We start from the raw sequence: 21,906 nt of genomic DNA on the forward strand, positions 1-21,906 counted from the left end.
TACAAAATCATCAAACTGCTGATAATAAAAAGCAGATTAGCGAGTTATATTGAATAATGAAAAAGAATATATTATTCCTTTTAGTCATATGTCTTGTTGCTTCCTGTGCTACCAAAACAAAAAAGCCGGAGCAGCGTTCAAGAGTATTGAAAGGATTTTCCACATATTACAACACCCTTTTTAATGCGAAAGATGCATTAAACAGTGAGTTCACAACCAGAGATAAGGGGCATAAGGATAACTTCTATGCTCCCTACATTCCTATTCTGACTTATGAAGAACAACCTTTGGGAAGTGATCTTGGTCAGACTGAAGCTTTTGCAGAAAACTCCATGAAGATGGCTGAAGTAGCCAACAGACCTTCGGGAAGAGGTAATTCCGGAATTCCGAATATCCCTGGAGGACCTCCGGGAAGCGGGCCTTCAAGACCTGACGGAGAACAGACTAAAGGCGCTACTACTCTGGAAATAGCAGAAGCAAAAGCTTTAAAAGCAATCAATAAATATTCTGTCACCAGAAATGGTGAAGAGAAAAATAAGCAGATTTTTGATGCCTACATGATCCTTGCACAGGCAAGAATTTATAGAGGTAAATCTCTGGAAGCCCTGGATGCACTCAATTATGTTTTCACCCGTATGAAAGATGATAAAAGGATTGCACTTGCAAGAATTTATCAGGGACTTGCTTATGATAAGATCAAAGATTATCATAGGGCACATGAAACATTTGCCAAACTTAAAAGTGAAGATATCAGTAAAAGCTATGCAAAACTGCTGAGCATTTATTACTCAGAATCTCTGCTTGATGCCGGAAAAAAAGAAGAAGCTGCTAAAGAACTTGATAATGCTTTTGAACTGAATTCTAACAGAAAACTGAAAAGCAGAATCGCTTATCTGAGAGGCCAGGTTCTGGAAAATCTTAACCAGAACGATAAGGCAAGAGAAAGCTATGCTGCAGCATATAAATATGCCAGTGATTTCGAATTTGAAGTAAAATCTCAGGTGGCTATTGCCAAAACGTTTAACGGTAAAGGTGATTATGCAGGAGCCAAAAATTATCTGGAAGGAATCAGTAAGAAAGGAATGTATGGCTCCAGAAAGAATGAATTTTATTATGCTTTAGGATTAATGGCCAATAAAGCAGGAAAGAAAGACGAAGCCCAGCAATTCTTCAGAAAATCATTATTTGAAAAAGTTTCTGACCCGCAGATCCGTGGGCTGGCTTACTATGAAATAGGAAAAAGTTATCTTGATAAAAATGATTATATCGGAGCCGGAAGTTATTATGACTCTGCTCTTGCTGTAATGACTTATGAGCCTTCAAAAATCCTGTTAAAGGATCAATCCGAGTATATTAAGAAGATATCAAAAAACTATTATCTGATTAAAAAGAATGACAGTATTCTTTCTCTGGCAAAGATGAATGATGGTCAGAAAACAGATTATTTTACAAAATATATCGCAAAATTAAAGATTAAAGAAGAGAAAGAGGAACAGGAACGAAGACGTGCGGAAAGAAGTAAAGGTTTTGATACCGGTGATTACAGTGCCAATTCTATTTTTGCCAATAGCGGCAATTCTTTTGAGGATTTTGGAGTCACTACAAAAGGGTTTTATTTCAGCAATTCAGGAACGGTAAGCAAAGGAACCTCTTCGTTTAAGCAAATCTGGGGAGACCGTGCCTTGGCTGATAACTGGCGTTCATCCAAGAAAATGGCCTCTATTGAAGATATGAAAAATGAAGCGTTAGGAGTTACCTCAGCGCCTAATCCAAGACGTTTTGAGCCTGCGTACTATATTGAGCAGATTCCTACGGATCAGGGAAAATTATCACAGCTAAAAAAGGACAGAGATACTGCTTCATTGGGTCTGGGAATAATGTATCAGAATTATTTTACCAATACTCCACTGGCTACGAAAACGCTTTATGATCTTGTAGAGGTAAAACCGGAAGAAAAAGTAATGTTACAGGCGCTGTATGAGATTTTTGCCATGAATTATGAGAAAAATCCACAGGCTTCAGAAAGGGCAAAACAAATTCTCCTTGCAGATTATCCTTATACCTCTTACGCTGAATTTGCCAGAAACCCAAAGAATAAATCATTTGTAAAATCAACCGAAGAAGTTGAAAACGAATACAAAAAGGCATACGCACTATTTGAATCCGAAAAATTTGCAGAAAGTAAAGATGTGATCGATCAGGCGATTCAGAAGTATCCGAAAGATGCATTGGTTCCTAAGCTATATCTTTTAAATGCATTCAATGCAGGAAAATCAAGTGGAAAGGAAGTTATGATTCTGCAGCTTGAGCAGATTGCCCTGAATTATTCTAAAACACCTGAAGGCATAAGAGCTAAAGAAATGCTGAATTACCTGAAAAGTGACTTAAGCTTCCAGGCAACGGATAATAAAGGAAATTCTGTCCCTCAGCAGCCATCAGGAGCGCCTGTACAGCCTAACACTCAAAATACGGGACTTCCGCAAATGAACAACGGAAAAGTACAGAAGCTGGACAATATGCAGAACATTAATACAAATGCTGCTCCACAGCAAAGTCCTAAGCAGCCGAATGATACAAAGTCGGGTTCAAAGATCCCGCCAAGACCTCAATAAAATAAAAAAGCGAAGATTTACTCTTCGCTTTTCTTTTTCTTTACTCCGTGGAAGTCTTTCAGATAAAAAGGCTCAAAATAGGCCATATCTTCAAATTCTTTGTTTTCTATCTTCGCCAGGGTCTTCCTGATAAGGTATTGTGCGGAAGGATAGACATCTTCTTTAAAAACAGCATCCGGAAGATTCAGAATTTCTTTTGCCTTCTTAGCACCATCCCCTACAAACAGAACTTTTTTATCTTTATATTCTTCAAAAGAATTTTCATCTAAAATCTTAGCTTCTGTCTCAGATAATTCTTTTCCTGTATTACCGTTGTAAACTGCCGTATAAACCTCCATTCTCCTTGCATCGATCAAAGGTATTACAAAGTCATAGTTAGCGCCTAAAAAAGGCTCTATCATGCTTTCAAGAGAATTTACTGCTACCAAAGGAATTCTGAGTCCATAGCAAAAGCCTTTTGCAGAGGCAGCACCAATTCTCAGACCTGTATAAGATCCGGGACCTTTACCTAAAGAAACGGCCTCAATATCTTTAAGGGAAATCCCCGCTCCTTCCAATGCCCATTCTACATAGGTGTGAAGACTTTCAGACTGTTTATAGTTTTCAGAAACTTCTTCACAAAGGCATAACAGCTTTTTATTGTCTGATACTGCTACTGAACAGTTCTTGGATGATGTTTCCAGATATAGAATTTTCATTTTTTTGTTTTAAGCTAAACAGCAAAATTGCTTTTAATATTCTGCAAATTTACTCCATTATTTTGGACTATTTTCTATAAATTGTTCTTGGCTCAGCCTGAGCGCTTGGATAGATGGTCATATCAGAAACAGTAACATGTTTCGGTGCATTTACACAGTAAGCAATAGCATCAGCAATATCTTCGGCTTTCAGAGCATCATAGCCCGCATACACCGTTGAAGCTTTTTCACTGTCTCCCTTGAATCTTACCAGAGAGAAATCTGTTTCTACAGCTCCCGGCTGAATGTTGGTTACTTTGATTCCAAATTCGGTAAGCTCCAATCTCATTCCTTCCGAAATAACGTCTACTGCTTTCTTCGTTGCACAGTACACTACTCCATTTGCGTAAGTTTGTCTTGCTGCTACAGAACTGATATTTACAATGTGACCTAAATTTTTAGTTTTCATCATTGGAATGATCATTTTAGAAACATAGAGCAATCCTTTGACATTGCCGTCAATCATAGAATCCCAGTCATCAGTCTTACCCTCAGAAAGAGGATCTAACCCATGAGCATTCCCTGCATTATTAATCAGTACATCAATCTCTTTCCAGTTTTCCGGGAGAGCATTAATGGCTGTTTCAACTTCCTCAAGATTCCTTACATCAAACATTAAACTAAATATTTCGGTAAATTCAGAAAGCTCTGTTTTCACAGATTCCAGCACCTCATTTCTCCTTCCACAAATAATAATTCTGTTTCCTTGTTTTGCAAGAAGCTCTGCAGTGGCTTTACCTATACCGGAAGTTGCTCCGGTGATCAATATTGTCTTCATAAAATTGGGTATTAAATGTCTGAATGCACTACTCTGTCAATGTCATGATCCTGATACATTCAAACATTGTTGTATTGATTTATTAATTTGCATCAAAGGCCTGAAAAGCATCTTTGATATGGTCAATTATTAAGTTTTTATTATCATCGGGAAGAACAGAAATAATATCAAATCTGGCTTCCTGGTCTTTATTAAATTCCTCCAGATAATGATTGGCTGCAGAAACAATGGATTTTATTTTTGTTTTGGTTACAGCTTCCTGAGGGAGCATAAAGGCATCGGTGGATCTCGCTTTCACTTCTACGATAATAATCAGATTATCATTTTCAGCAATAATATCAATTTCGTTATGCTTAAAACGAAAATTTCTGATAAGGATTTTGTAGCCGGTTCTTTCCAAATATTCAACTGCTAAATCTTCTGCTAAGATACCGAAGTCATTGTGATTTGCCATAATAAATTTTGTATTATTGCCGTACTTTTTCCAAACCTATGAAATTTAATTTATTTATTTGTACTATTCTGATTATAAGTTCAATTGGCTGTTCTTCATCTGATGAAAACAATGAATCCCCAACAGATAATAACCCGAAAAACATAATGTTTATTGGCGGCACCAATGAATATTATGCTATTAATTCTCAAAACGGGCAATTAAAATGGGTGTTTTCGGTTCTTAATGGCCGCTTTCAATATAGTACTGCTTTTTATAATAATAATGTATTGTATGTGGGCTGTACAGACAGTTACCTCTATGCTATAGATGCATCAAAAGGAACTTTATTATGGAAATTCAAGACAAATGAAGCAATAGAATCCAGCGTTTACGTTTATAATAATACCGTTTTCTTTGGAAGTGATGATGACAATTTTTATGCATTAAATGCAGCCACCGGAGAATTAAAATGGAAATATACTGCTGGATTTAATGTAAGCTCGAGCCCTGTGGTATCTGGAGATATTGTGTATTTTGCCAGTGATGATGGTTATGTTTATGCTTTGGAACAGGGTAGTGGAGCTTTAAAATGGAAATATTATACCGGCAGTATTTTTAATTCTTCATCCTCATCCATAGTTGGGAATAATCTTTATATTGGAAACAGGAATGGCAATATTTACAATATCAATAAAAACACAGGTCAACTCAATTGGGAAAAGCAACTTGGCAGCTCTGTTGAGTATTCTTCTCCTACAATTTTAGACGGATATTTATATGTTACTGATAAAAACGCATTGTACAAAATAGATGCTGTAACCGGAAATATTATCTGGCAGTCCTATAATTCGGGTAATTACTCAAGCAGCCCTTTTGTTAATGAAAACTACATTACGGTAAATTCCAGTTCGGGAAATCTGACTGTTATTGATAAACAAACAGGAAACACAAAGTGGCAAAAAACAATTTACTCCAATAGTGCAGAAGCTGTTTCTACAGACGGTACTGTTTTTATTGGAGGCGGTGGTTCAAATTATGTGTATGCCTTTTCTGAAAACGATGGTACAGAAAAATGGAGATTTCCAATGAAGGCAGTCACCACTTCAGCACCTGTCATAATCAATAAAGATGGTAAAGTCGTTTACCCAAGCAAATCGGGAGGTAGAGATTAAAACTCTACCTTTACTTTATCATCAGCTTTTATGTTAATTTCAGCTCCAATAATCAATGGCCTGTTGTCTTTAATATGTCCATTCGGGAAGGCAAATACTACCGGGAAATTATACTTTGAAATTCTGTCAGAGATCAGTTTATAAACAAACTCATCAAAACTTTCTTCATAGCTGTTGTTTTCCTTTTCATCTCCCATATTGGTCATTCCGCCAACAATCAATCCTTTGATTTTATTGAAGACACCTGCCAGCTCCAGACTCATGATCATACGGTCCAGTGCATAGAAGTTTTCTCCGATATCTTCGATAAACAGAATCTTGTCTTTAAAGTCAAAAGAATATTTGGTTCCCAGAAGGGCATAGATAAGGGCTAAATTCCCTCCGACCAATTCTCCCTGAATACTCCCTTTTTTATTCAATTGGTGAGATTCAAGGGTGTATTTTGGCTTTTTCCCTTTCAGGATATCGAAAATAAGATCATAACTTTCATCTGTAACTCCAAAGCTGGATGTTTTAATGGTTTGTCCATGGATGGAAGCAAATCCTTTTTTCATCAGATAACTCTGGATAACTGTATTATCGGAATATCCAATGTACCACTTCGGGTTTTCCTTAAAATTTTTCAGTGTCAGGTGCTGGATAAGATGCTGGCAGCCATATCCACCTCGGGAAGCCCATACCGCTCTTATTTCTTGATCGTTTAAGGCCCAGTTGATATCTTTTGTTCTTTCCTTTTCTGTTCCGGCATAATTGTATCCGTTTGAAAATTTAGTGTAGAGATGTTCTCCGAGAACCGGTTCAAAACCTCTGCTTTTAATCATTTCTATTCCTTTTTCCAGTTGAGAGGTATCTACCGCTCCTGCAGGGGAAATAACAGCTATTTTGTCTCCTTTTTTAAGGGACTTTGGAAAGATCATTTTTTTCATTTTGTTTTTTGATATTTTACTTCTTTCTTTTCTGCTTCCTCCAGCTGTTTTTCAAACTGATTGAACTTTTTAAAACTCTGCAGGAAAATAAAGAAACTGAAGACAATAAGAATACAGCCAACAACTCTTCTGATCTGGTTGGCCAGTTTTTGTGTTAATTTATCGTGAAATTGCTTGGCAAGAAATATCTTGGCAAGATCTATAGACAGGTAGGTAGCCAGGACTATGCTTATGTATAAAACAAAACTGCTGGTGTCCGGATATTGATTCCTTACGGAAATTACCGTTACCAGCCAGAAAAGGATGACTCCGACATTGAGAAGATTAAAGAAAAAACCATTGAAAAATGTCTTGATATAGTTCTGCCCGATAATCCTTTCTTCACCAGGCAAATGCATTTTGGTTTTGGTAACCAGCATCACAATTCCATAGACGAAAATAAGAATAGAAGTGATCCTGTAAAACCCCGGATGCTTATCAATTAAAGAAACAATATCCGTACTGGCATAATAAGCTGCTACAATGCATAATAAATCTGCGGTAATCACACCAAGATCCAGTGACAGGGCATGTCTGGGTCCTCTGGAGAAGCTGGTTTCAATTAACAGGAAAAAAATAGGTCCTATGAAAACCAGGCTCAGCATAAATCCTAATATGATGGCAGATAGTACAAGTTCTAGCATTAAGTGGTGTTTTAAAATGAATAAAAATTCATTTCGTTTAATACAAAGTTAGACTTTATGATTTAATTATTCAATAAAGTTGTGATATATCAAGTGGATTTTAATCAGAGTTTAATGTAATTTTTTTAAGAAATAGGAGAGGAGCGTACATTACATACTTTTTAAATTAAAAAAAATAAAAGGCTGATGGTTCGGTAATACATCAGCCTTTATAATTTTATATACAGTCTTCTTAAAGACTTATTTCATTACTTCACAATCTGGAAATCAAGCTGCTTCTGAATCAGATTGGCTTTTACCACTTTGATCTGAACTTCATCTCCTAACTGGTATTTATTTCCGTGTCTTATTCCGTATACTGCATGTGTTTTTGCATCATACATATAGGAATCATCTACAAGATCTCTAAGCTTGATAAGTCCTTCAGCTCCGTTTTCAGGGATTTCGACCCAGAAACCAAACTCAGCCACTCCGGAAATCACTCCTCTGAATGTTTCTCCCAGATGTTTTTCCATGAATTTCACCTGCATAAACTTGATGGAGTCTCTTTCTGCATCTGCAGCCAGTCTTTCCATAGCACTACAGTGTTTTGCTTTTTCTTCAAGCTCACCTCTGTTTGGAGATTTTCCTCCGTCCAGATAATGCTGAAGAAGACGGTGTGCCAACAAATCCGGGTAACGACGGATAGGAGAGGTAAAGTGACTGTAATATTCAAAACCAAGACCATAGTGGCCAATAGGTTCTGTAGAATATACTGCTTTGCTCATACTTCTCATCGCAAGAGTTTCAATCATATTCTCTTCGCCCTTTCCTTTCACATCATGAAGAAGTTTATTCAAAGATGCGGCTACCTTTTTGGTATTGGCCAGATCCATTTTATATCCGAAAGTAGCAACAAAGTCTCTCAATGACTCTAATTTAGCAGGATCCGGATCATCGTGAACCCTGTAAATAAATGTATTATTTGTGATCTCACCTTTTCTTGAAAGTGATACATATTCTGATACTTTCTTATTGGCTAAAAGCATGAATTCTTCGATCAGGTGATTCGAGTCTTTACTTATTTTAAAGTAAACACCAATCGGTTCACTATTTTCATCAAGATTGAATCTTACCTCACTTCTATCAAAAGTAATGGCTCCTTTTCTGATACGTTCATGACGCATTATTTTCGCCAGCTTATCCAGTGTGTTGATCTCTTCCGCAAGATCTCCCTCTCCGGTCTCGATACGTTCCTGAGCCTCCTCATAGGTAAATCTTCTGTCTGAATGAATAACCGTTCTTCCAAACCACTGTTTCTGAATTTCAGCATTGTCATTCAATTCAAAAACGGCTGAAAAAGTATATTTGTCTTCGTGTGGACGAAGGGAACAAACATCATTACTCAATACTTCCGGCAACATCGGCACAACCCTGTCAACAAGATATACCGAAGTAGCTCTCTGATACGCCTCATCATCCAGAATAGTTCCCGGCACTACATAATGAGATACGTCAGCAATATGGACCCCGATTTCCCAGTTTCCATTCTCCATTTTTCTTATGGATAAAGCATCATCAAAATCTTTCGCATCCTTAGGGTCAATGGTAAACGTACAGATATTACGCATATCCCAACGTTTTGCTACCTCTTCATCTGTTATCCTTCTGTCGATTTTATCTGCATCAGCTTCTACTTCTGATGGAAACTCATAAGGAAGACCATATTCTGCAAGAATAGAGTGGATTTCCGTTTCATGTTCTCCAGGAGCACCCAGCACCTGAATAATTTCACCTTCTGGATTTTTATCACCCGGTCTCCATTCTGTCATTTTTACAATGACCTTATCGCCATCTTCAGCGCTGTTGAATTTTCCTTTCGGAATGAAGATATCTGTGTTGATTGTCTTTTTATCACAAACCACAAACCCGAATTCCTTATGAGCAACCTTCTGAAAGGTACCCACAAATTCTGTTCTGCTACGTTCTAAAACTTCCAGAACAGAACCTTCAAGCTTCTTTCCTTTATAATGATAAGTTATAATAAGAACCTTATCTCCCTGCAGTGCATCCTTCACATTTTTGGCATGGACGAAGACATCATCTTCCAGGCCTTCCACACTTACATAAGCATTTCCGCTTTGGTTGAAGTCTATAGTTCCGGTAAGCGTTCCTGCTATTTTCAGGTTCACAATATACTTTCCTTTTTCTACTTCCTTAATCTTTTCAGATCCCTGAAGTTTATGCAGTGCCTGGATAACAAGTTCTCTTTGTCTTGGATTTTTATAATCTATTCCATCGGCGATCTGCTTATAATTATAAATTTTGGATGAATTTGCATTCATAAAACGGAGGATCAGTCTGCCGATCTCCATCATTTTTAAATCATTTTTATGACTTATATATTTTCTTTTTTTTGGCATTTTAATTTTCTTTTAATTGTTTTGGTCTTATCTCAACTAAGACCTTTTTCTAAATCTTCCTTATTCATTCCTTTGTATAAGGTCATTCAATTTCATCATTAGAATCTTTCCGTAAATCATCAGAAATTATCTTTCAGTTTGCTTACAACGGGAGCTTTAGTTTTGTATAAATTTAATACAATTCTGGAGAAGAAAAGAGAAAAACCTTCTATTAAATATATTTCAAATATAAGAAAGGCTTTGGAGAATAATAGAGTGTAATTTCTATTGGACACTGCAAATGTACGAATAAAAAATAAATAAGGCTTGCAAAGTAATTTACAAGCCCTATTATAGTATTTAGCAAACTGCAATTTTGTCAACTCTATTCTGGTGTCTTCCACCTTCGAAATCTGTTGAAAGAAACTGATCAACAATTTCCAGAGCCAGTTCCTTAGCTATAAATCTTGCCGGCAGTGAAATCATGTTGGCATCATTATGCTGTCTTGCCAGTGTTGCAATCTCCGGCATCCAGCATAAAGCGCATCTTATCTTCTGATGTTTGTTAGCAGTGATCTGAACTCCGTTTCCGCTTCCACAGATCAGAATTCCCAGCTCATTTTCTCCGTTTTCCACAGAGGTTGCAGCAGGGTGTACAAAGTCCGGATAATCCACACTGTTTGTGGAAAACGTTCCAAAATCCTGAACTTCAAAACGTTCTGAAAGGTAGTTCTTAACAATCTCCTTATATTCATAGCCTGCATGGTCCGCTGCGATAGCAATTTTTCTTTTCATAATACTCTTATTAAGCTTTATTAGATTCTATTTCCTTACAAAGGTAATAATAATAACAATTCGTGTTAGTAAACCCTGAGTTAATTGTTAAAAGGTATGTGAATAACTGTGGAAAACTTTTATCAACTTTCTATTTTTAAAGATGAATTTATTTCGTAATAGAAATTCTTTCCGAAGATTTTTATCACAACTTTCCAGATGTTTTCTTCAGCTATCCCCAGATTTTTCCATAATAAAATAACTAATAATGGCTTCCTCTCAAAGTTATCAACATTTGTTAATAAGTGTGTGAAATAGCAGGTTTACAGAGATTTATATTGTGAATTAAATATGAGTTGAATAAAAGTTGAATGTTATCAATTTTTAGCCTAAAACTTATCCCCGAAACTAACAACACTCAACAACAACTACATTATTCTTTTTTTTAAAAGAGAAAAAATTGTTGATTAATGGGTGATTGGGTTCGGGGAAAGTTTTTGAAAACTTTTATTTTAATCAAACTGTTGAAAAAGTTTAAAACCTTACATTTGTGAAACAAAAATTCAATGAGATTTATGAAATTGTTCTTGCGAGATTTTATCAAAAGCTAAAACGGATTTCTCGCGGCAGTCTCATAAAGGCTTAGCAAAAAATAAATCTATTTATGAAAACAATCAATGATCTTAATTTTAAAGATAAGAAGGCTCTGGTAAGAGTGGACTTCAATGTTCCACAGGATGATCAACTGAAGGTGACAGACAACACAAGAATTGTTGCTGTAAAACCAACAGTGGAGAAGATCCTTAATGATGGTGGTTCTGTCATCTTAATTACCCACCTTGGAAGACCAAAGGGAGAGGTTAAAGATGAATTTTCCCTTAAACATATTGTAGATGAAGTTTCTTCTGTTTTAGGACAGGATGTAAAGTTTGTTGATGAATGTATTGGTGAGAAAGCAGAGCAGGCAGCTGCAGATTTAAAACCAGGTGAGATCTTACTATTGGAAAATGTACGTTTTCATAATGAAGAGGAAAAAGGGGATGCTGCATTCGCTGAGAAACTGGCAAAGTTAGGAGATGCTTATGTAAATGATGCATTTGGTACAGCACACAGAGCTCATGCTTCTACAGCAGTAATCGCTCAATATTTTCCATCAACTAAATATTTCGGTTTACTAATGGCTAAAGAGCTTCAGGCAATCGATAAAGTTTTGAAGAGTGGTGAAAGACCAGTTACAGCTATTTTGGGAGGCTCTAAAGTTTCAACTAAAATTACCATTATAGAAAATATCCTTCCTGCAGTAGATAATCTGATCATTGGTGGAGGTATGGCATTTACTTTTATTAAGGCTCTAGGAGGAAAAGTTGGAAATTCTCTTGTAGAAGAAGATAAGCTTCCTTTGGCACTTGAGATTTTAGGAAAAGCAAAAGAACACAAAGTAAAAGTATATCTTCCTTCTGATGCTATCATCGCTGAAAGTTTTAGTAATGATGTAGAAAGAAAAGAAGCTGATATCTATGCAATCCCTGAAGGATGGATGGGGCTTGATGCTGGTCACAAGTCCAGAGATCAGTTTAATGATGTTTTGCTAAATTCAAGAACTATTCTTTGGAACGGACCAATCGGAGTTTTTGAAATGTCTCATTTTGCCGGTGGAACAGTTGCATTAGGGGAAAGTATTGCTGAAGCGACGAGACTTGGTGCCTTCTCTTTAGTAGGTGGAGGAGACAGTGTTGCTTTTGTTAAGCAATTCGGATATGCTGATCAGGTAAGTTATGTTTCTACAGGAGGAGGAGCAATGCTTGAAAGTCTTGAAGGACTTGAGTTACCAGGTGTAGCAGCAATCAACAATTAATAAAAAAATCAAGATATTTTTAAACCTGCTAATTATATTAGCAGGTTTTTCCATGTCTAAAAATTATAGAAAATCCTTTAGTCATGGAGGTTTTGATACTATTTTAGATATAACTTATAGTTATACAGTGAATGGTTGAATTCTTTTTCAATGACTTATGGTTTTCAGGAAATTTTGGCTCAGAATATTCATGGAAAATTGATAAGTGCAGGAAGCTTTTTTCTTGATTTTATTCTCATTTTAATTTGATCTATGATTATGATTTTTGCAATACTAAGGATAGCAGAAAAGCTGTTTTTATCTCTGCATTTATACTCTGTATTTTGAAGGATACTTGGAGTTAAATTTAAGCTTCACGAAAATAATTTGATGATCACAGAAGGTAAATTAATTTTTTCTTCCAATAGAACGGATGATCATTATTTTTCAAAAAAAGATTTAGAGAGGTGATCTTAAATTATCCGGTGAGGGAATTATACTTCATATTGATATGATTTTTAATCTCCGTATTTAGTTAAGAATGTAGCATACATAAAATTTGGTTTGTTTAAAATCTTAAATTTAACCGAATTATTATGTCACATTAAAGTGAAGACTATGTATTTTGTTGGTTATCAGTTATTAAACTGTTTTTCATGTTATTTTATTACGTATAATATTCTCCAAAAATTTTATAATAACAGTTGGAATTAGTAGGTAAGTACCACAAAGTGAGTAAGATAAAAAAAAATTAATTTTTAAAACTTTTCCAGGATAGATTTAGTAACATTTATTTTCATCTTTTATGGTGTTAGGATTTTGCTTTGCGCCTTTAAATTCTTTTAATGATTCTGTTTTTAAATTTTGCTGGATTATTAATTTCATAGTTTTCTTTTTTGTCCTGTATTTGAAAAGATTGGCTAATTCAATTTTTTGAAGCTGGGAAAAATTTAAAATGATAAAGTGGAGTAGGGGAGGTCTTCTTTTGTTTTTAATTGTGGAAGAATTTATTTTTGATAAAATCGGTTTTTCTTTTTTTTCTGTGCAGAAGCACTTTCCTCTTTTTTCTCATTTTTCTTATTAGAGCATTAAAAATCGACCTTTATAAATAGCTTAAATATCGATTTTCTATCTTTTTCCGATAATTTATATCTAATTATAATTTGAGGTTAAATTAAAGTCTAATTTGTAAGAATTTACCTTGCTGAAATTTTTTTTCTGCTTTTAAGCGTTAATTTTTTGATTTTTATTGAAGAATGGAATAAAAGTTCAGAGAGAGCTGTAGCTGGATAAATTTTCAGTTAAGGTTTTTGAATTTCTTCTCTATTATCGAAATGGGGTAGGGGATGTTTTTGATGTGTAAGAAATAATTGTGTGCTGGATCTTATTTTGAAGTTTTGATAAAACTGAAGAAGAAATTGAAGTATGGATTTGATCCTGAAAAAAGAAAAACCCAGGAGAAATATCCTGAGTTTTTTATTTTTTAAGCTGGAAATGCTGAAAATTGACCTTCATAAATGGGTCAAAAATCGTTTTTCTATCTTTTTTCGATAATATATATCAGACTTGAAAATTCGTCCGAAAATAAGGCTTTTACGTTCGAAATTGTTCCGTAAACAATTGCTTTTAGCCAAAATAGAGGAGATTTTTTATATTTTTCGCTTAACATGGAGATGTAGTAGGAGTCAAGAACCAAAGGTTTAATTTTCCTCATTTTCCAATCCGGATTTTTGGAAATTAGATTTTCCATTCCATTTTTAGAAAAATGGTAAATATGTCTTGGCACATCATAAGCTGCCCAATATTCTTTGTAATGTTTCGCATCATAAGAAGTAGGGTTGGGAACAGCGATAATCAGAATTCCTTTTTCTTTTAATTTTTCATGAAAGACTCTAAGCATCTCATCCTGGTTCTCGATATGTTCAAATACATGCCAGAGTGTAATAGCATCTAAGGTGTTTTCCTCAATTTTATTAATATCATCTGAGATGGTAGCCTTAGTTACTTTTCCTTGTGCTGCTTTTCTTGCATCCGAATCTGGTTCAAAACCGAACGTTTCAAAATCATTTTCTATATATTTTACAAACTCTCCGGCACCGCACCCGTAGTCCAAAACTTTTGATCCTTTTTTTATTCTGTCTACCAGAATATTTTTTTTATACTGCAGATTGAATGATTGAAGAAATTTGTAAAGCTTTTCTTTGAGGCTTCCGGAATCCTGATGGTGAGAAATATAATCTTCACTTTCATAGTATCTGGAAATATTGGATGGGATAGGAGTGGTTTTAAAAACTCCTTTTGTTTCAGTTTCTTTAATCTCAAATATTTCCTGTGAAAGAAAATGATCTTTTATTTTCATTGAAGTAAATATCTTTATATGATAAAAAAATTAAGATATTCAGAAGTGTTTTACGCTTTTAAATACCTTAATTTTGTTTTTATTTTCAAATGTTTCACGTGAAACATTTTTTTTTATCGTCCTAAGTAAACTAATAAAACGTTAATATCTGCTGGGGAAACACCACTTATTCTTCCTGCCTGTGCAATAGTCTTTGGGCGTACGTTAGACATCTTCTGTTTTGCTTCTGCAGAAAGGCTGGAAAGCTTTGTGTAATCAAAATCTTCAGGAATTTTAATGTTTTCCAGACGATTTAATTTAGCAACATTTTCTTTTTCTTTCTCAATATAACCTTTATATTTAATATTGATCTCTGCCTGCTCTCTTACTTCATCATTATATTGAGTAGAAACTTCTTTAATAAAGTCGATTTCATCCAGTTTTTCTAATGTCATATTAGGTCTGGTAAGAATCTGGGCTGCTCTGTAAGCCTGATCTACTGGGCTGCTTTCAATAGATTCAAGAACCGGATTGATAATACCTGGTTTTAAAGAAGTTTCACGAAGAAACTCTTCAAGTGACTGACTGTCAGATATTTTAGTTTCAACTCGTCTTAATCTGTCTTCTTTTGCTAATCCTAGCTGGTATGCTTTTTCTGTTAATCTGATATCGGCATTATCCTGTCTTAATAGAAGTCTGTATTCGGCGCGTGAAGTAAACATTCTGTAAGGTTCTTCAGTTCCTTTTGTGATCAGATCATCAATTAACACTCCAATATAAGCTTCATCTCTGTTTAGAATAAAGTCTCCTTTTTCATGAACTTTATTATGTGCATTGATACCGGCAATTAATCCCTGGCCGGCTGCTTCTTCATATCCTGTTGTTCCATTGATCTGGCCTGCGAAATATAAATTGTCGATTAATTTTGTTTCCAGCGTATGTTTCAATTGGGTAGGAGGGAAGTAGTCATATTCAATAGCATAACCCGGACGGAATACTTTTACGTTTTCAAATCCTGGTATATGTTTCATTGCCTTGATCTGTACATCCTCAGGAAGAGAAGAACTGAATCCGTTTACATAGATTTCTACAGTTTTCCATCCTTCCGGTTCTACGAAAAGCTGATGTCTGTTTCTTTCTGCAAAACGATTAATTTTATCTTCAATACTTGGGCAGTATCTTGGGCCTAAACTTTGAATGGTTCCATTAAACATTGGACTTCTGTCAAAACCTTCTCTTAAAATATCATGTACCGTTTCGTTGGTATATACAATATGACAGCTTAATTGTTTTGTCAGTTTCGGTGTATCAAGATAGCTGAACTTTTGAGGATTTTCATCACCTTTCTGTTCTTCCATTTTTGAATAATCCAAACTTCTTCCGTCTACTCTCGGTGGAGTACCTGTTTTCATTCTTCCTGCTTCGAAACCTAAAGTGACCAATTGTTCTGTAATTCCAAAAGCTCTTGGTTCACCCATTCTTCCTCCGCCTAATTGTTTATCTCCAACATGGATTAATCCGTTAAGGAAAGTCCCGTTGGTAAGAACTACAGATTTTGCTTTAATCTCAATTCCTAAAGAAGTAACAACTCCTGCTACTTTATTATTTTCAACAATCAGTTGTTTTACCATATCCTGAAAGAAATCAAGATTGGGAGTATTCTCTAATGCTAAGCGCCATTCTTCGGCAAAAAGCATTCTATCATTTTGGGTTCTCGGAGACCACATCGCAGGACCTTTTGAAAGATTCAGCATTTTGAATTGGATGGCAGATTTGTCTGCCACAATTCCGGAATATCCTCCCATTGCATCAATCTCTCTTACGATCTGTCCTTTTGCGATTCCGCCCATTGCCGGGTTGCAACTCATCTGTCCGATGGTCTGCATATTCATTGTAATAAGTAAAGTTTTTGAACCGAGGTTTGCTGCTGCTGCTGCTGCTTCACAACCTGCATGTCCGGCACCTACTACTATTACATCATATATTTCTGAAATCATTTTTATCTCGCTTGTTTAAGCTTTAAACCTTATCTTTATAACCAATGTTTCACGTGAAACATTTTTGGAGAATGCACTCTAGGTAAACTTACATTGTTGCTAAAATAGAGTACTTTAGATATGGGATCTTAAGTGATTGTTCAATTCTAAAACTTTAAATCCCTGTATTTATCCAGGTACAAATCTTCCATTCTCCGCATCTCTTTTTCTTCCTCTTCCGTCTTGTCTTTATAGCCTGCAAGGTGTAAAATACCATGGGCTAAAACCCTTCTTAATTCTTCTTCATAATCTCGGGAAAGGGTAGAGGCGTTATCAGAAATGCGCTGCAAAGATACGAAAATCTCAGCGCTTATTGTCTTGCCTTTTACATAATCAAAGGTGATGATATCTGTATAATAATCATGCTGCAAATAATCCTGATTGATCTTAAGAAGATATTCATCATCACAGAAAATATAATTGATTTCTCCTGTTTTTTTTCCTTCTGAAAGAATAAGATCTTCCAGCCATTTTTTGTAATCTGTACTTACTGACTCTGGTAAGTTTTCGTAAAAGAACTGTATCATTTTTTTAAAACCAGTGTCCTAAAATAACACTGAATATACCTTTTTGGTTGTTTTTAAGTGAGTGGCTGAAGTTTACTTTTATCTGCCCGAAAGGAGATTTGTAACCTGCCGTTATTCCTAATGAGCTATAATTTACTTTAACTGCATCTTCAAATTTAATATCGTTTGATAAGTTAGCAAAGGTAAAGTTTCCACTGATAAAATAGTTTTTATTAAACTTAAACTGGATATCATTGGATGCCAGTATTACATTGTTTGTATAAAGCTGGGCAAAATAGAACCCTCCAAAACTTTTAAAATTCATGAGATTCTGCTCAAAAATTCCTCCTAATCGATATTGATAATAGGCCGGAAGATTGTCACCAAGTGTAACCCCTCCAAATAAATTAAGACGATAACTGAATTGCTTGCCAAGTGGAATATTAAGCTTAAGATCTGCTTTAATCTGAATGATTCTTTTATCAACTTCAGACTTCAATAGGTCTACAACCTTTCCTTCTGCCGCAAAATAAACCCCTTTTGTTGGGAATTCCTTGTCATCCTGGGTGTCAGTTTTTATAAAGACGTAAGGGTTCAGAAAACGGCTGTACCGCCTGTTATCTCCATTGCTGTTTTCTGCTTTAAAATAGTCATGGCTTATACCACCCCCAATGGCAAATTTGTCCTTCCATATGGATTGTATATAGGCTTCATTTCTGATCCATTCCCAGCGGTCTACTACATAGTTGTCTATATTTTTTATATCAAAGCTCATTCCTGACGAATAAAGACCAACTCCCGGAATGTATCCGTTATCTACAAAATAATTCAGATAATATCTCAGACGGTCTCCTACAACAACATCCAGAGAGAGGTTTGAATTTTTAAATAACAGTCTCTTTGCCGAATAATTCAAAAGAAGTCCTGTTTTAAAAACTTCATCATAATGAAGTCCGAATTTCAAGAAATGACGGGCATCATCTTCAGTTACGTAAAGCTTCAGATAGTTGGCATCATTCTCCTGAACAATATCATAATTGATAAATTTGTAGTTGTTGGTAGCAACCAGTTTATCAATCATTTTATTAATACTTCCATAAGTCTGCAAAGAGGGAAGGCGTAACCCCATTTTCCCAAGGGTATAGTTTTTACCATAAATTTTACTGCCTTCGATGGAAATACTATCTATCTTATAAACGTTGGAGTATATAGGATTTACACGCTGTCTGAGGCGGTCAAATGGTTTCTTGGGAAGTTGGTCAAGGATATGGGAATATTTCAATCCTTCCACATATCCGCTGTCCAGAATTTTCTTTTTATCATCATAGCTTGTAGCAGACATTCCTTTCAGGTTGGGTTTGATATTGATGTCCGTATATTTATATTGTCTTCGGGTATCTTTTTTGATTCCAAAATCAATGACCTGGTTCAGAATGGATATAATATTGTTTAAATCCTCTCTTTTGGATAGATCCTGATTAAGGTCTACGCCGATAACAATATCAATTCCTTTGTCCTTTAAAGGCTTTGATGGATAGTTTACCGTCATCGCTCCGTCAATATAAATACTGTCGCCAATTTTTACTGGATCCATTAAAGATGGAAAAGCCGAGCTTGCCATGATAGACTGCACCAGATCTCCTTTTTCAAAGATCTGCATATTTCCGCTTTCAAGATTGGTGGCGACGCATAGGAATGGAATAGGCATCTTAGAAAAGTCTTCAATATTGGAAACGTTTTTGAAAAGTTCTTTCAGAAGATAAACGTTTCTCTGGCCGGTGCTGATAGAAGATGGAAGTGTGATTTTTCCGTTTTTAAGCGGAATGGATAAAAGGTATTTATCTACAGATTTATTGAAAAAGCTGGCTTCCTGCCGGGACTTCGGATCCATAATGAGAGAATAGAAATCCGTATCCATGACTATTTTTTCTATTTCTTTTCCGGAATACCCGGCGGCATACAATCCGCCTACAATCGCTCCCATACTGGTTCCCGAAATATAGTCCACTTTCACCCCCAGGGAATCTAATACTTTAAGAACTCCGACATGTGAAAATCCTTTAGCTCCACCACCGGCAAGCGATAATCCGATCTTTGGGTTTTTCGGGATTACCAAATCTTTTTTTACCTGAGAATGGATCAATAACAATTGGAATATGGAAAGCAGAATCAGGAGTTTTCTCATAGTTAATCTTTTATATAAATCCGTTTCACCCGGGGCGAAATGGAGGTTAATACTTCATAGGTTATCGTTTTGCAGTATCCTGCGAATTCTTTTAAACTTGGTTTGGCGTTGAAAACAGTTACCGTATCACCTTCTTTTACATTCGGAATATGGTCTACATTGATCATCATCATATCCATACAGATATTTCCAACGATAGGCGCTAATGTTTTATTCACACCAACATTTCCTACCTGGTTTCCGATCAGTCTTGGAATTCCATCTGCATATCCCACAGGAATCGTTGCAATTCTTGTAGGATGATCAGCTTTATATCTTCTGCTGTATCCTACGGATTCCCCGTTTTCAACGGTTGATATCTGTGAAATTACGGTTTTAAAGCTTACCACAGAACGTAATTGTTTCTGAATTTCAGGATCTGCTGATTCTCCCAGCATACCGATTCCGATTCTTACCATATCATGCTGGTGATCTTTATAGCTTGTAATTCCTGCTGAATTGAGAATATGGCGGATAGGAGTGTACCCTAATTTTTCAATAAGGTAACTGGAATTTTTATCAAAAACCTCGAGTTGTTTTAATGTGAATTCTTTTTCTTCAGGCATATCAGAAGATGATAAATGGCTGAACATGCTCTGTACCTTTACATTTTTCCGGCTTAAAGTCTCGCTTAACTGATCCAGCTCAAAATCTTTAAAACCAAGACGGTGCATTCCGGTTTCCAGCTTTATATGAATAGGATATTTCTTGTCGTATCCGGATTTTTGAACGGCTTCATAGAATAATTCCAACACTCTGAAACTATAAATTTCAGGTTCAAGATTATATTCAATAATTGTCTGATAGCTGTGCTGCTCAGGATTCATCACAATAATAGGAGTCGTGATCCCTTTTTTACGAAGTTCTACACCTTCATCAGCATAAGCTACTCCGAGGTAATCTATATGATGGTGCTGAAGAAATTCTGATACTTCATAGCTTCCCAATCCATAAGCATTGGCTTTTACCATGGCCATCATTTTAGTTCCTGGCTTCAGAAGAGATTTATGATAGTTGATATTGTGAAGGATTGCATTAAGGTTTACTTCCAATACCGTATCATGTTTTCTGAGCTCAAGAATATCTTTTAGTTTTTCGATCTCAAATTTTCTGGCTCCTTTCAGTAGAATAATCTGATTTTCTATTTCAGTAAGATGTTTACTTTCAATGAGCTCTTTGGTATCAATAAAAGTATAGGTTTTAGCTTTAAATAATTCACTAAAGTTTGATATTTCATCGCCAATTAAGAATACAGAATCAAAATGCTGCTCATTCACAAGTTCAGAAACTTCTTCATATAATTCTTTAGCATTGGAATTCACTCCAACGATATCTGTTAAAACCAGTGATTTTTTAGATTTATTATATTCATTTAAAAACTGAAGGGCAGTCTTCAAAGAATCGAGGTCAAGATTAAAAGAATCATTGATGACAATATTGCCTTTAATTCCTTCAATTGCTTCAAGCCTCATTTCAACGGCTTTTAAAAGGTTGATTTTTTCAACGATCTTTTTATTTTCGATATTCAGTTCCTTAAGTACGGAGATAAGCGCCATAGCATTGGTTAATGTTGCTTCGTCTCTCTGGTGAACCGGAAAACTGATTTCTTCACCAAAATATTCAACAATGATGTTTTCATCTTTGGAAATATTGTTTTTGATGAATACCTGGTTCTCTTTTTTAAAACCGTAAGAAATTAATTTTTTATCCGAATATGAATTTTTAATTTTTTGATCAACCAGAGCATTGTCACCATTATAAATAATCACTTCGGAATTTTTGAAAAGAATGATTTTTTCATCAATCAGTTTTTCCTCGGAAGAAAAGTTGGCAGCATGTGCAGTTCCAATATGAGTTAACAATCCGATCTGAGGGTGGAAAATATTTTCAAGTTTTTCCATTTCATCCGGTTTTGAAATCCCCACCTCAAAAATTCCCAGCTGATGTGAACTGTTGATTTGGAGAAGAGAGAGGGGAAGGCCGATCTGAGAATTAAAACTCTTGGGGCTTTTTACCGTAGGAAATTCATTCCATACACATTGATACAACCATTCTTTTAAAATAGTTTTACCATTACTTCCCGTAATTCCGATAGATTGTAAGTGAGAATGTTCGAAATGATACTTTGCTAATTTTTGAAGAAACTCTACGGAATTTTCAACAATAATCCAGGTTATATTTTCAAATTCCGGATAATGATGTTCAGAAATAATGACATTGATACCTCTGTCCATTGCAGATTCAATAAATTTTTCACCGGAATTTTTCTGAGTATTGATGGCAATAAAGGCTGTATGTTTGGTAGAATAAATAATTCTGCTGTCGTACGCTATATTTTTGATCAATAAATTTCCGTCTCCAATGATCTGTGCATTGGTGATCTCTGCAATGTGTTGTACTGTATAATTCATTGGTACCCTTTCTGCTTTATTTTGAGCGAAACTGCAAAAAGGTAAAACTGAAAAAGAA

General features: G+C 35.4%; 15 protein-coding genes. 3 read left to right on the forward strand and 12 right to left on the reverse strand.

Translation table 11 applies throughout. The features are described from left to right. Window positions 1-56 precede the first annotated feature (56 nt). Window positions 57-2,612: a type IX secretion system periplasmic lipoprotein PorW/SprE gene (gene porW / locus J2786_RS14265; protein ID WP_047426445.1), complete on the forward strand. Its 2,556-nt coding sequence runs from the start codon at window positions 57-59 to the stop codon at window positions 2,610-2,612. Between the two features lie 17 nt (window positions 2,613-2,629). Here the strand turns inward: porW and tsaB are convergent, their stop codons facing one another. From tsaB to J2786_RS14280, 3 genes are all read right to left on the reverse strand, one after another. Beyond that, entirely contained in the window at window positions 2,630-3,310 is a 681-nt protein-coding gene (gene tsaB / locus J2786_RS14270; RefSeq protein ID WP_047426447.1) for a tRNA (adenosine(37)-N6)-threonylcarbamoyltransferase complex dimerization subunit type 1 TsaB, read from the reverse strand. Window positions 3,311-3,377: 67 nt separating this feature from the next. Further along, the gene (locus J2786_RS14275) at window positions 3,378-4,127 is read right to left on the reverse strand and encodes an SDR family NAD(P)-dependent oxidoreductase (RefSeq protein WP_047426449.1); all 750 of its coding nucleotides are present in this window, start codon (window positions 4,125-4,127) and stop codon (window positions 3,378-3,380) included. An 82-nt stretch (window positions 4,128-4,209) separates the two neighbouring features. Then, entirely contained in the window at window positions 4,210-4,581 is a 372-nt protein-coding gene (locus tag J2786_RS14280) for a YraN family protein (RefSeq protein WP_047426451.1), read from the reverse strand. A gap of 38 nt (window positions 4,582-4,619) precedes the next feature. On the opposite strand from J2786_RS14280, the gene J2786_RS14285 reads away from it, so the two are divergent. Continuing rightward, entirely contained in the window at window positions 4,620-5,735 is a 1,116-nt protein-coding gene (locus J2786_RS14285) for an outer membrane protein assembly factor BamB family protein (RefSeq protein WP_047426453.1), read from the forward strand. Here J2786_RS14285 and J2786_RS14290 read toward each other — a convergent pair. From J2786_RS14290 to rpiB, 4 genes are all read right to left on the reverse strand, one after another. After that, window positions 5,732-6,661 carry a S66 peptidase family protein gene (locus tag J2786_RS14290; RefSeq protein WP_047426455.1) on the reverse strand — a complete coding sequence of 310 codons (930 nt, stop codon included), beginning with the start codon at window positions 6,659-6,661 and terminating at the stop codon, window positions 5,732-5,734. The genes J2786_RS14285 and J2786_RS14290 overlap by 4 nt on opposite strands. Beyond that, entirely contained in the window at window positions 6,658-7,344 is a 687-nt protein-coding gene (locus J2786_RS14295) for a LysE family translocator (protein ID WP_047426457.1), read from the reverse strand. The genes J2786_RS14290 and J2786_RS14295 overlap by 4 nt, the downstream gene beginning before the upstream one ends. 248 nt (window positions 7,345-7,592) lie before the next feature. Further along, window positions 7,593-9,746: a ribonuclease R gene (gene rnr / locus J2786_RS14300; RefSeq protein ID WP_047426460.1), complete on the reverse strand. Its 2,154-nt coding sequence runs from the start codon at window positions 9,744-9,746 to the stop codon at window positions 7,593-7,595. 339 nt (window positions 9,747-10,085) lie between these two features. Next, window positions 10,086-10,520 carry a ribose 5-phosphate isomerase B gene (rpiB, locus tag J2786_RS14305; RefSeq protein ID WP_047426463.1) on the reverse strand — a complete coding sequence of 145 codons (435 nt, stop codon included), beginning with the start codon at window positions 10,518-10,520 and terminating at the stop codon, window positions 10,086-10,088. A gap of 643 nt (window positions 10,521-11,163) precedes the next feature. Between rpiB and J2786_RS14310 the strand changes: the two genes are divergently transcribed. Next, on the forward strand, window positions 11,164-12,354 hold the full coding sequence (locus tag J2786_RS14310) for a phosphoglycerate kinase (protein ID WP_047426464.1): 1,191 nt from the start codon (window positions 11,164-11,166) through the stop codon (window positions 12,352-12,354). Between the two features lie 1,516 nt (window positions 12,355-13,870). Here the strand turns inward: J2786_RS14310 and J2786_RS14315 are convergent. The 5 genes from J2786_RS14315 to J2786_RS14335 form a co-directional block, all read right to left on the reverse strand. Beyond that, window positions 13,871-14,692 carry a class I SAM-dependent methyltransferase gene (locus J2786_RS14315; protein ID WP_047426465.1) on the reverse strand — a complete coding sequence of 274 codons (822 nt, stop codon included), beginning with the start codon at window positions 14,690-14,692 and terminating at the stop codon, window positions 13,871-13,873. A gap of 113 nt (window positions 14,693-14,805) precedes the next feature. Then, window positions 14,806-16,668 (reverse strand): tRNA uridine-5-carboxymethylaminomethyl(34) synthesis enzyme MnmG, encoded by a 1,863-nt coding sequence (mnmG, locus tag J2786_RS14320; protein ID WP_047426467.1) that lies wholly within the window; start codon window positions 16,666-16,668, stop codon window positions 14,806-14,808. A gap of 146 nt (window positions 16,669-16,814) precedes the next feature. Next, entirely contained in the window at window positions 16,815-17,234 is a 420-nt protein-coding gene (gene ybeY / locus J2786_RS14325) for an rRNA maturation RNase YbeY (protein WP_047426469.1), read from the reverse strand. A 4-nt stretch (window positions 17,235-17,238) separates the two neighbouring features. Next, a complete protein-coding gene (locus J2786_RS14330) occupies window positions 17,239-19,398 on the reverse strand; it encodes a patatin-like phospholipase family protein (protein ID WP_310025671.1) in 2,160 nt (719 codons plus the stop codon). Window positions 19,399-19,400: 2 nt separating this feature from the next. Further along, window positions 19,401-21,848 carry a bifunctional UDP-N-acetylmuramoyl-tripeptide:D-alanyl-D-alanine ligase/alanine racemase gene (locus J2786_RS14335; protein WP_047426474.1) on the reverse strand — a complete coding sequence of 816 codons (2,448 nt, stop codon included), beginning with the start codon at window positions 21,846-21,848 and terminating at the stop codon, window positions 19,401-19,403. Between the last annotated feature and the right edge of the window lie 58 nt (window positions 21,849-21,906).

The organism is Chryseobacterium vietnamense (assembly GCF_031454475.1).
In the GTDB taxonomy this organism is placed as follows: domain Bacteria; phylum Bacteroidota; class Bacteroidia; order Flavobacteriales; family Weeksellaceae; genus Chryseobacterium; species Chryseobacterium vietnamense.

What these genes read in the sequence shown, in the direction of transcription:
- porW (WP_047426445.1), top strand. Translation starts at nt 57, where the DNA reads ATGAAAAAGAATATATTATTCCTTTTAGTCATATGTCTTGTTGCTTCC.
- tsaB (WP_047426447.1), bottom strand. Translation starts at nt 3,310, where the DNA reads ATGAAAATTCTATATCTGGAAACATCATCCAAGAACTGTTCAGTAGCA.
- J2786_RS14275 (WP_047426449.1), bottom strand. Translation starts at nt 4,127, where the DNA reads ATGAAGACAATATTGATCACCGGAGCAACTTCCGGTATAGGTAAAGCC.
- J2786_RS14280 (WP_047426451.1), bottom strand. Translation starts at nt 4,581, where the DNA reads ATGGCAAATCACAATGACTTCGGTATCTTAGCAGAAGATTTAGCAGTT.
- J2786_RS14285 (WP_047426453.1), top strand. Translation starts at nt 4,620, where the DNA reads ATGAAATTTAATTTATTTATTTGTACTATTCTGATTATAAGTTCAATT.
- J2786_RS14290 (WP_047426455.1), bottom strand. Translation starts at nt 6,661, where the DNA reads ATGAAAAAAATGATCTTTCCAAAGTCCCTTAAAAAAGGAGACAAAATA.
- J2786_RS14295 (WP_047426457.1), bottom strand. Translation starts at nt 7,344, where the DNA reads ATGCTAGAACTTGTACTATCTGCCATCATATTAGGATTTATGCTGAGC.
- rnr (WP_047426460.1), bottom strand. Translation starts at nt 9,746, where the DNA reads ATGCCAAAAAAAAGAAAATATATAAGTCATAAAAATGATTTAAAAATG.
- rpiB (WP_047426463.1), bottom strand. Translation starts at nt 10,520, where the DNA reads ATGAAAAGAAAAATTGCTATCGCAGCGGACCATGCAGGCTATGAATAT.
- J2786_RS14310 (WP_047426464.1), top strand. Translation starts at nt 11,164, where the DNA reads ATGAAAACAATCAATGATCTTAATTTTAAAGATAAGAAGGCTCTGGTA.
- J2786_RS14315 (WP_047426465.1), bottom strand. Translation starts at nt 14,692, where the DNA reads ATGAAAATAAAAGATCATTTTCTTTCACAGGAAATATTTGAGATTAAA.
- mnmG (WP_047426467.1), bottom strand. Translation starts at nt 16,668, where the DNA reads ATGATTTCAGAAATATATGATGTAATAGTAGTAGGTGCCGGACATGCA.
- ybeY (WP_047426469.1), bottom strand. Translation starts at nt 17,234, where the DNA reads ATGATACAGTTCTTTTACGAAAACTTACCAGAGTCAGTAAGTACAGAT.
- J2786_RS14330 (WP_310025671.1), bottom strand. Translation starts at nt 19,398, where the DNA reads ATGAGAAAACTCCTGATTCTGCTTTCCATATTCCAATTGTTATTGATC.
- J2786_RS14335 (WP_047426474.1), bottom strand. Translation starts at nt 21,848, where the DNA reads ATGAATTATACAGTACAACACATTGCAGAGATCACCAATGCACAGATC.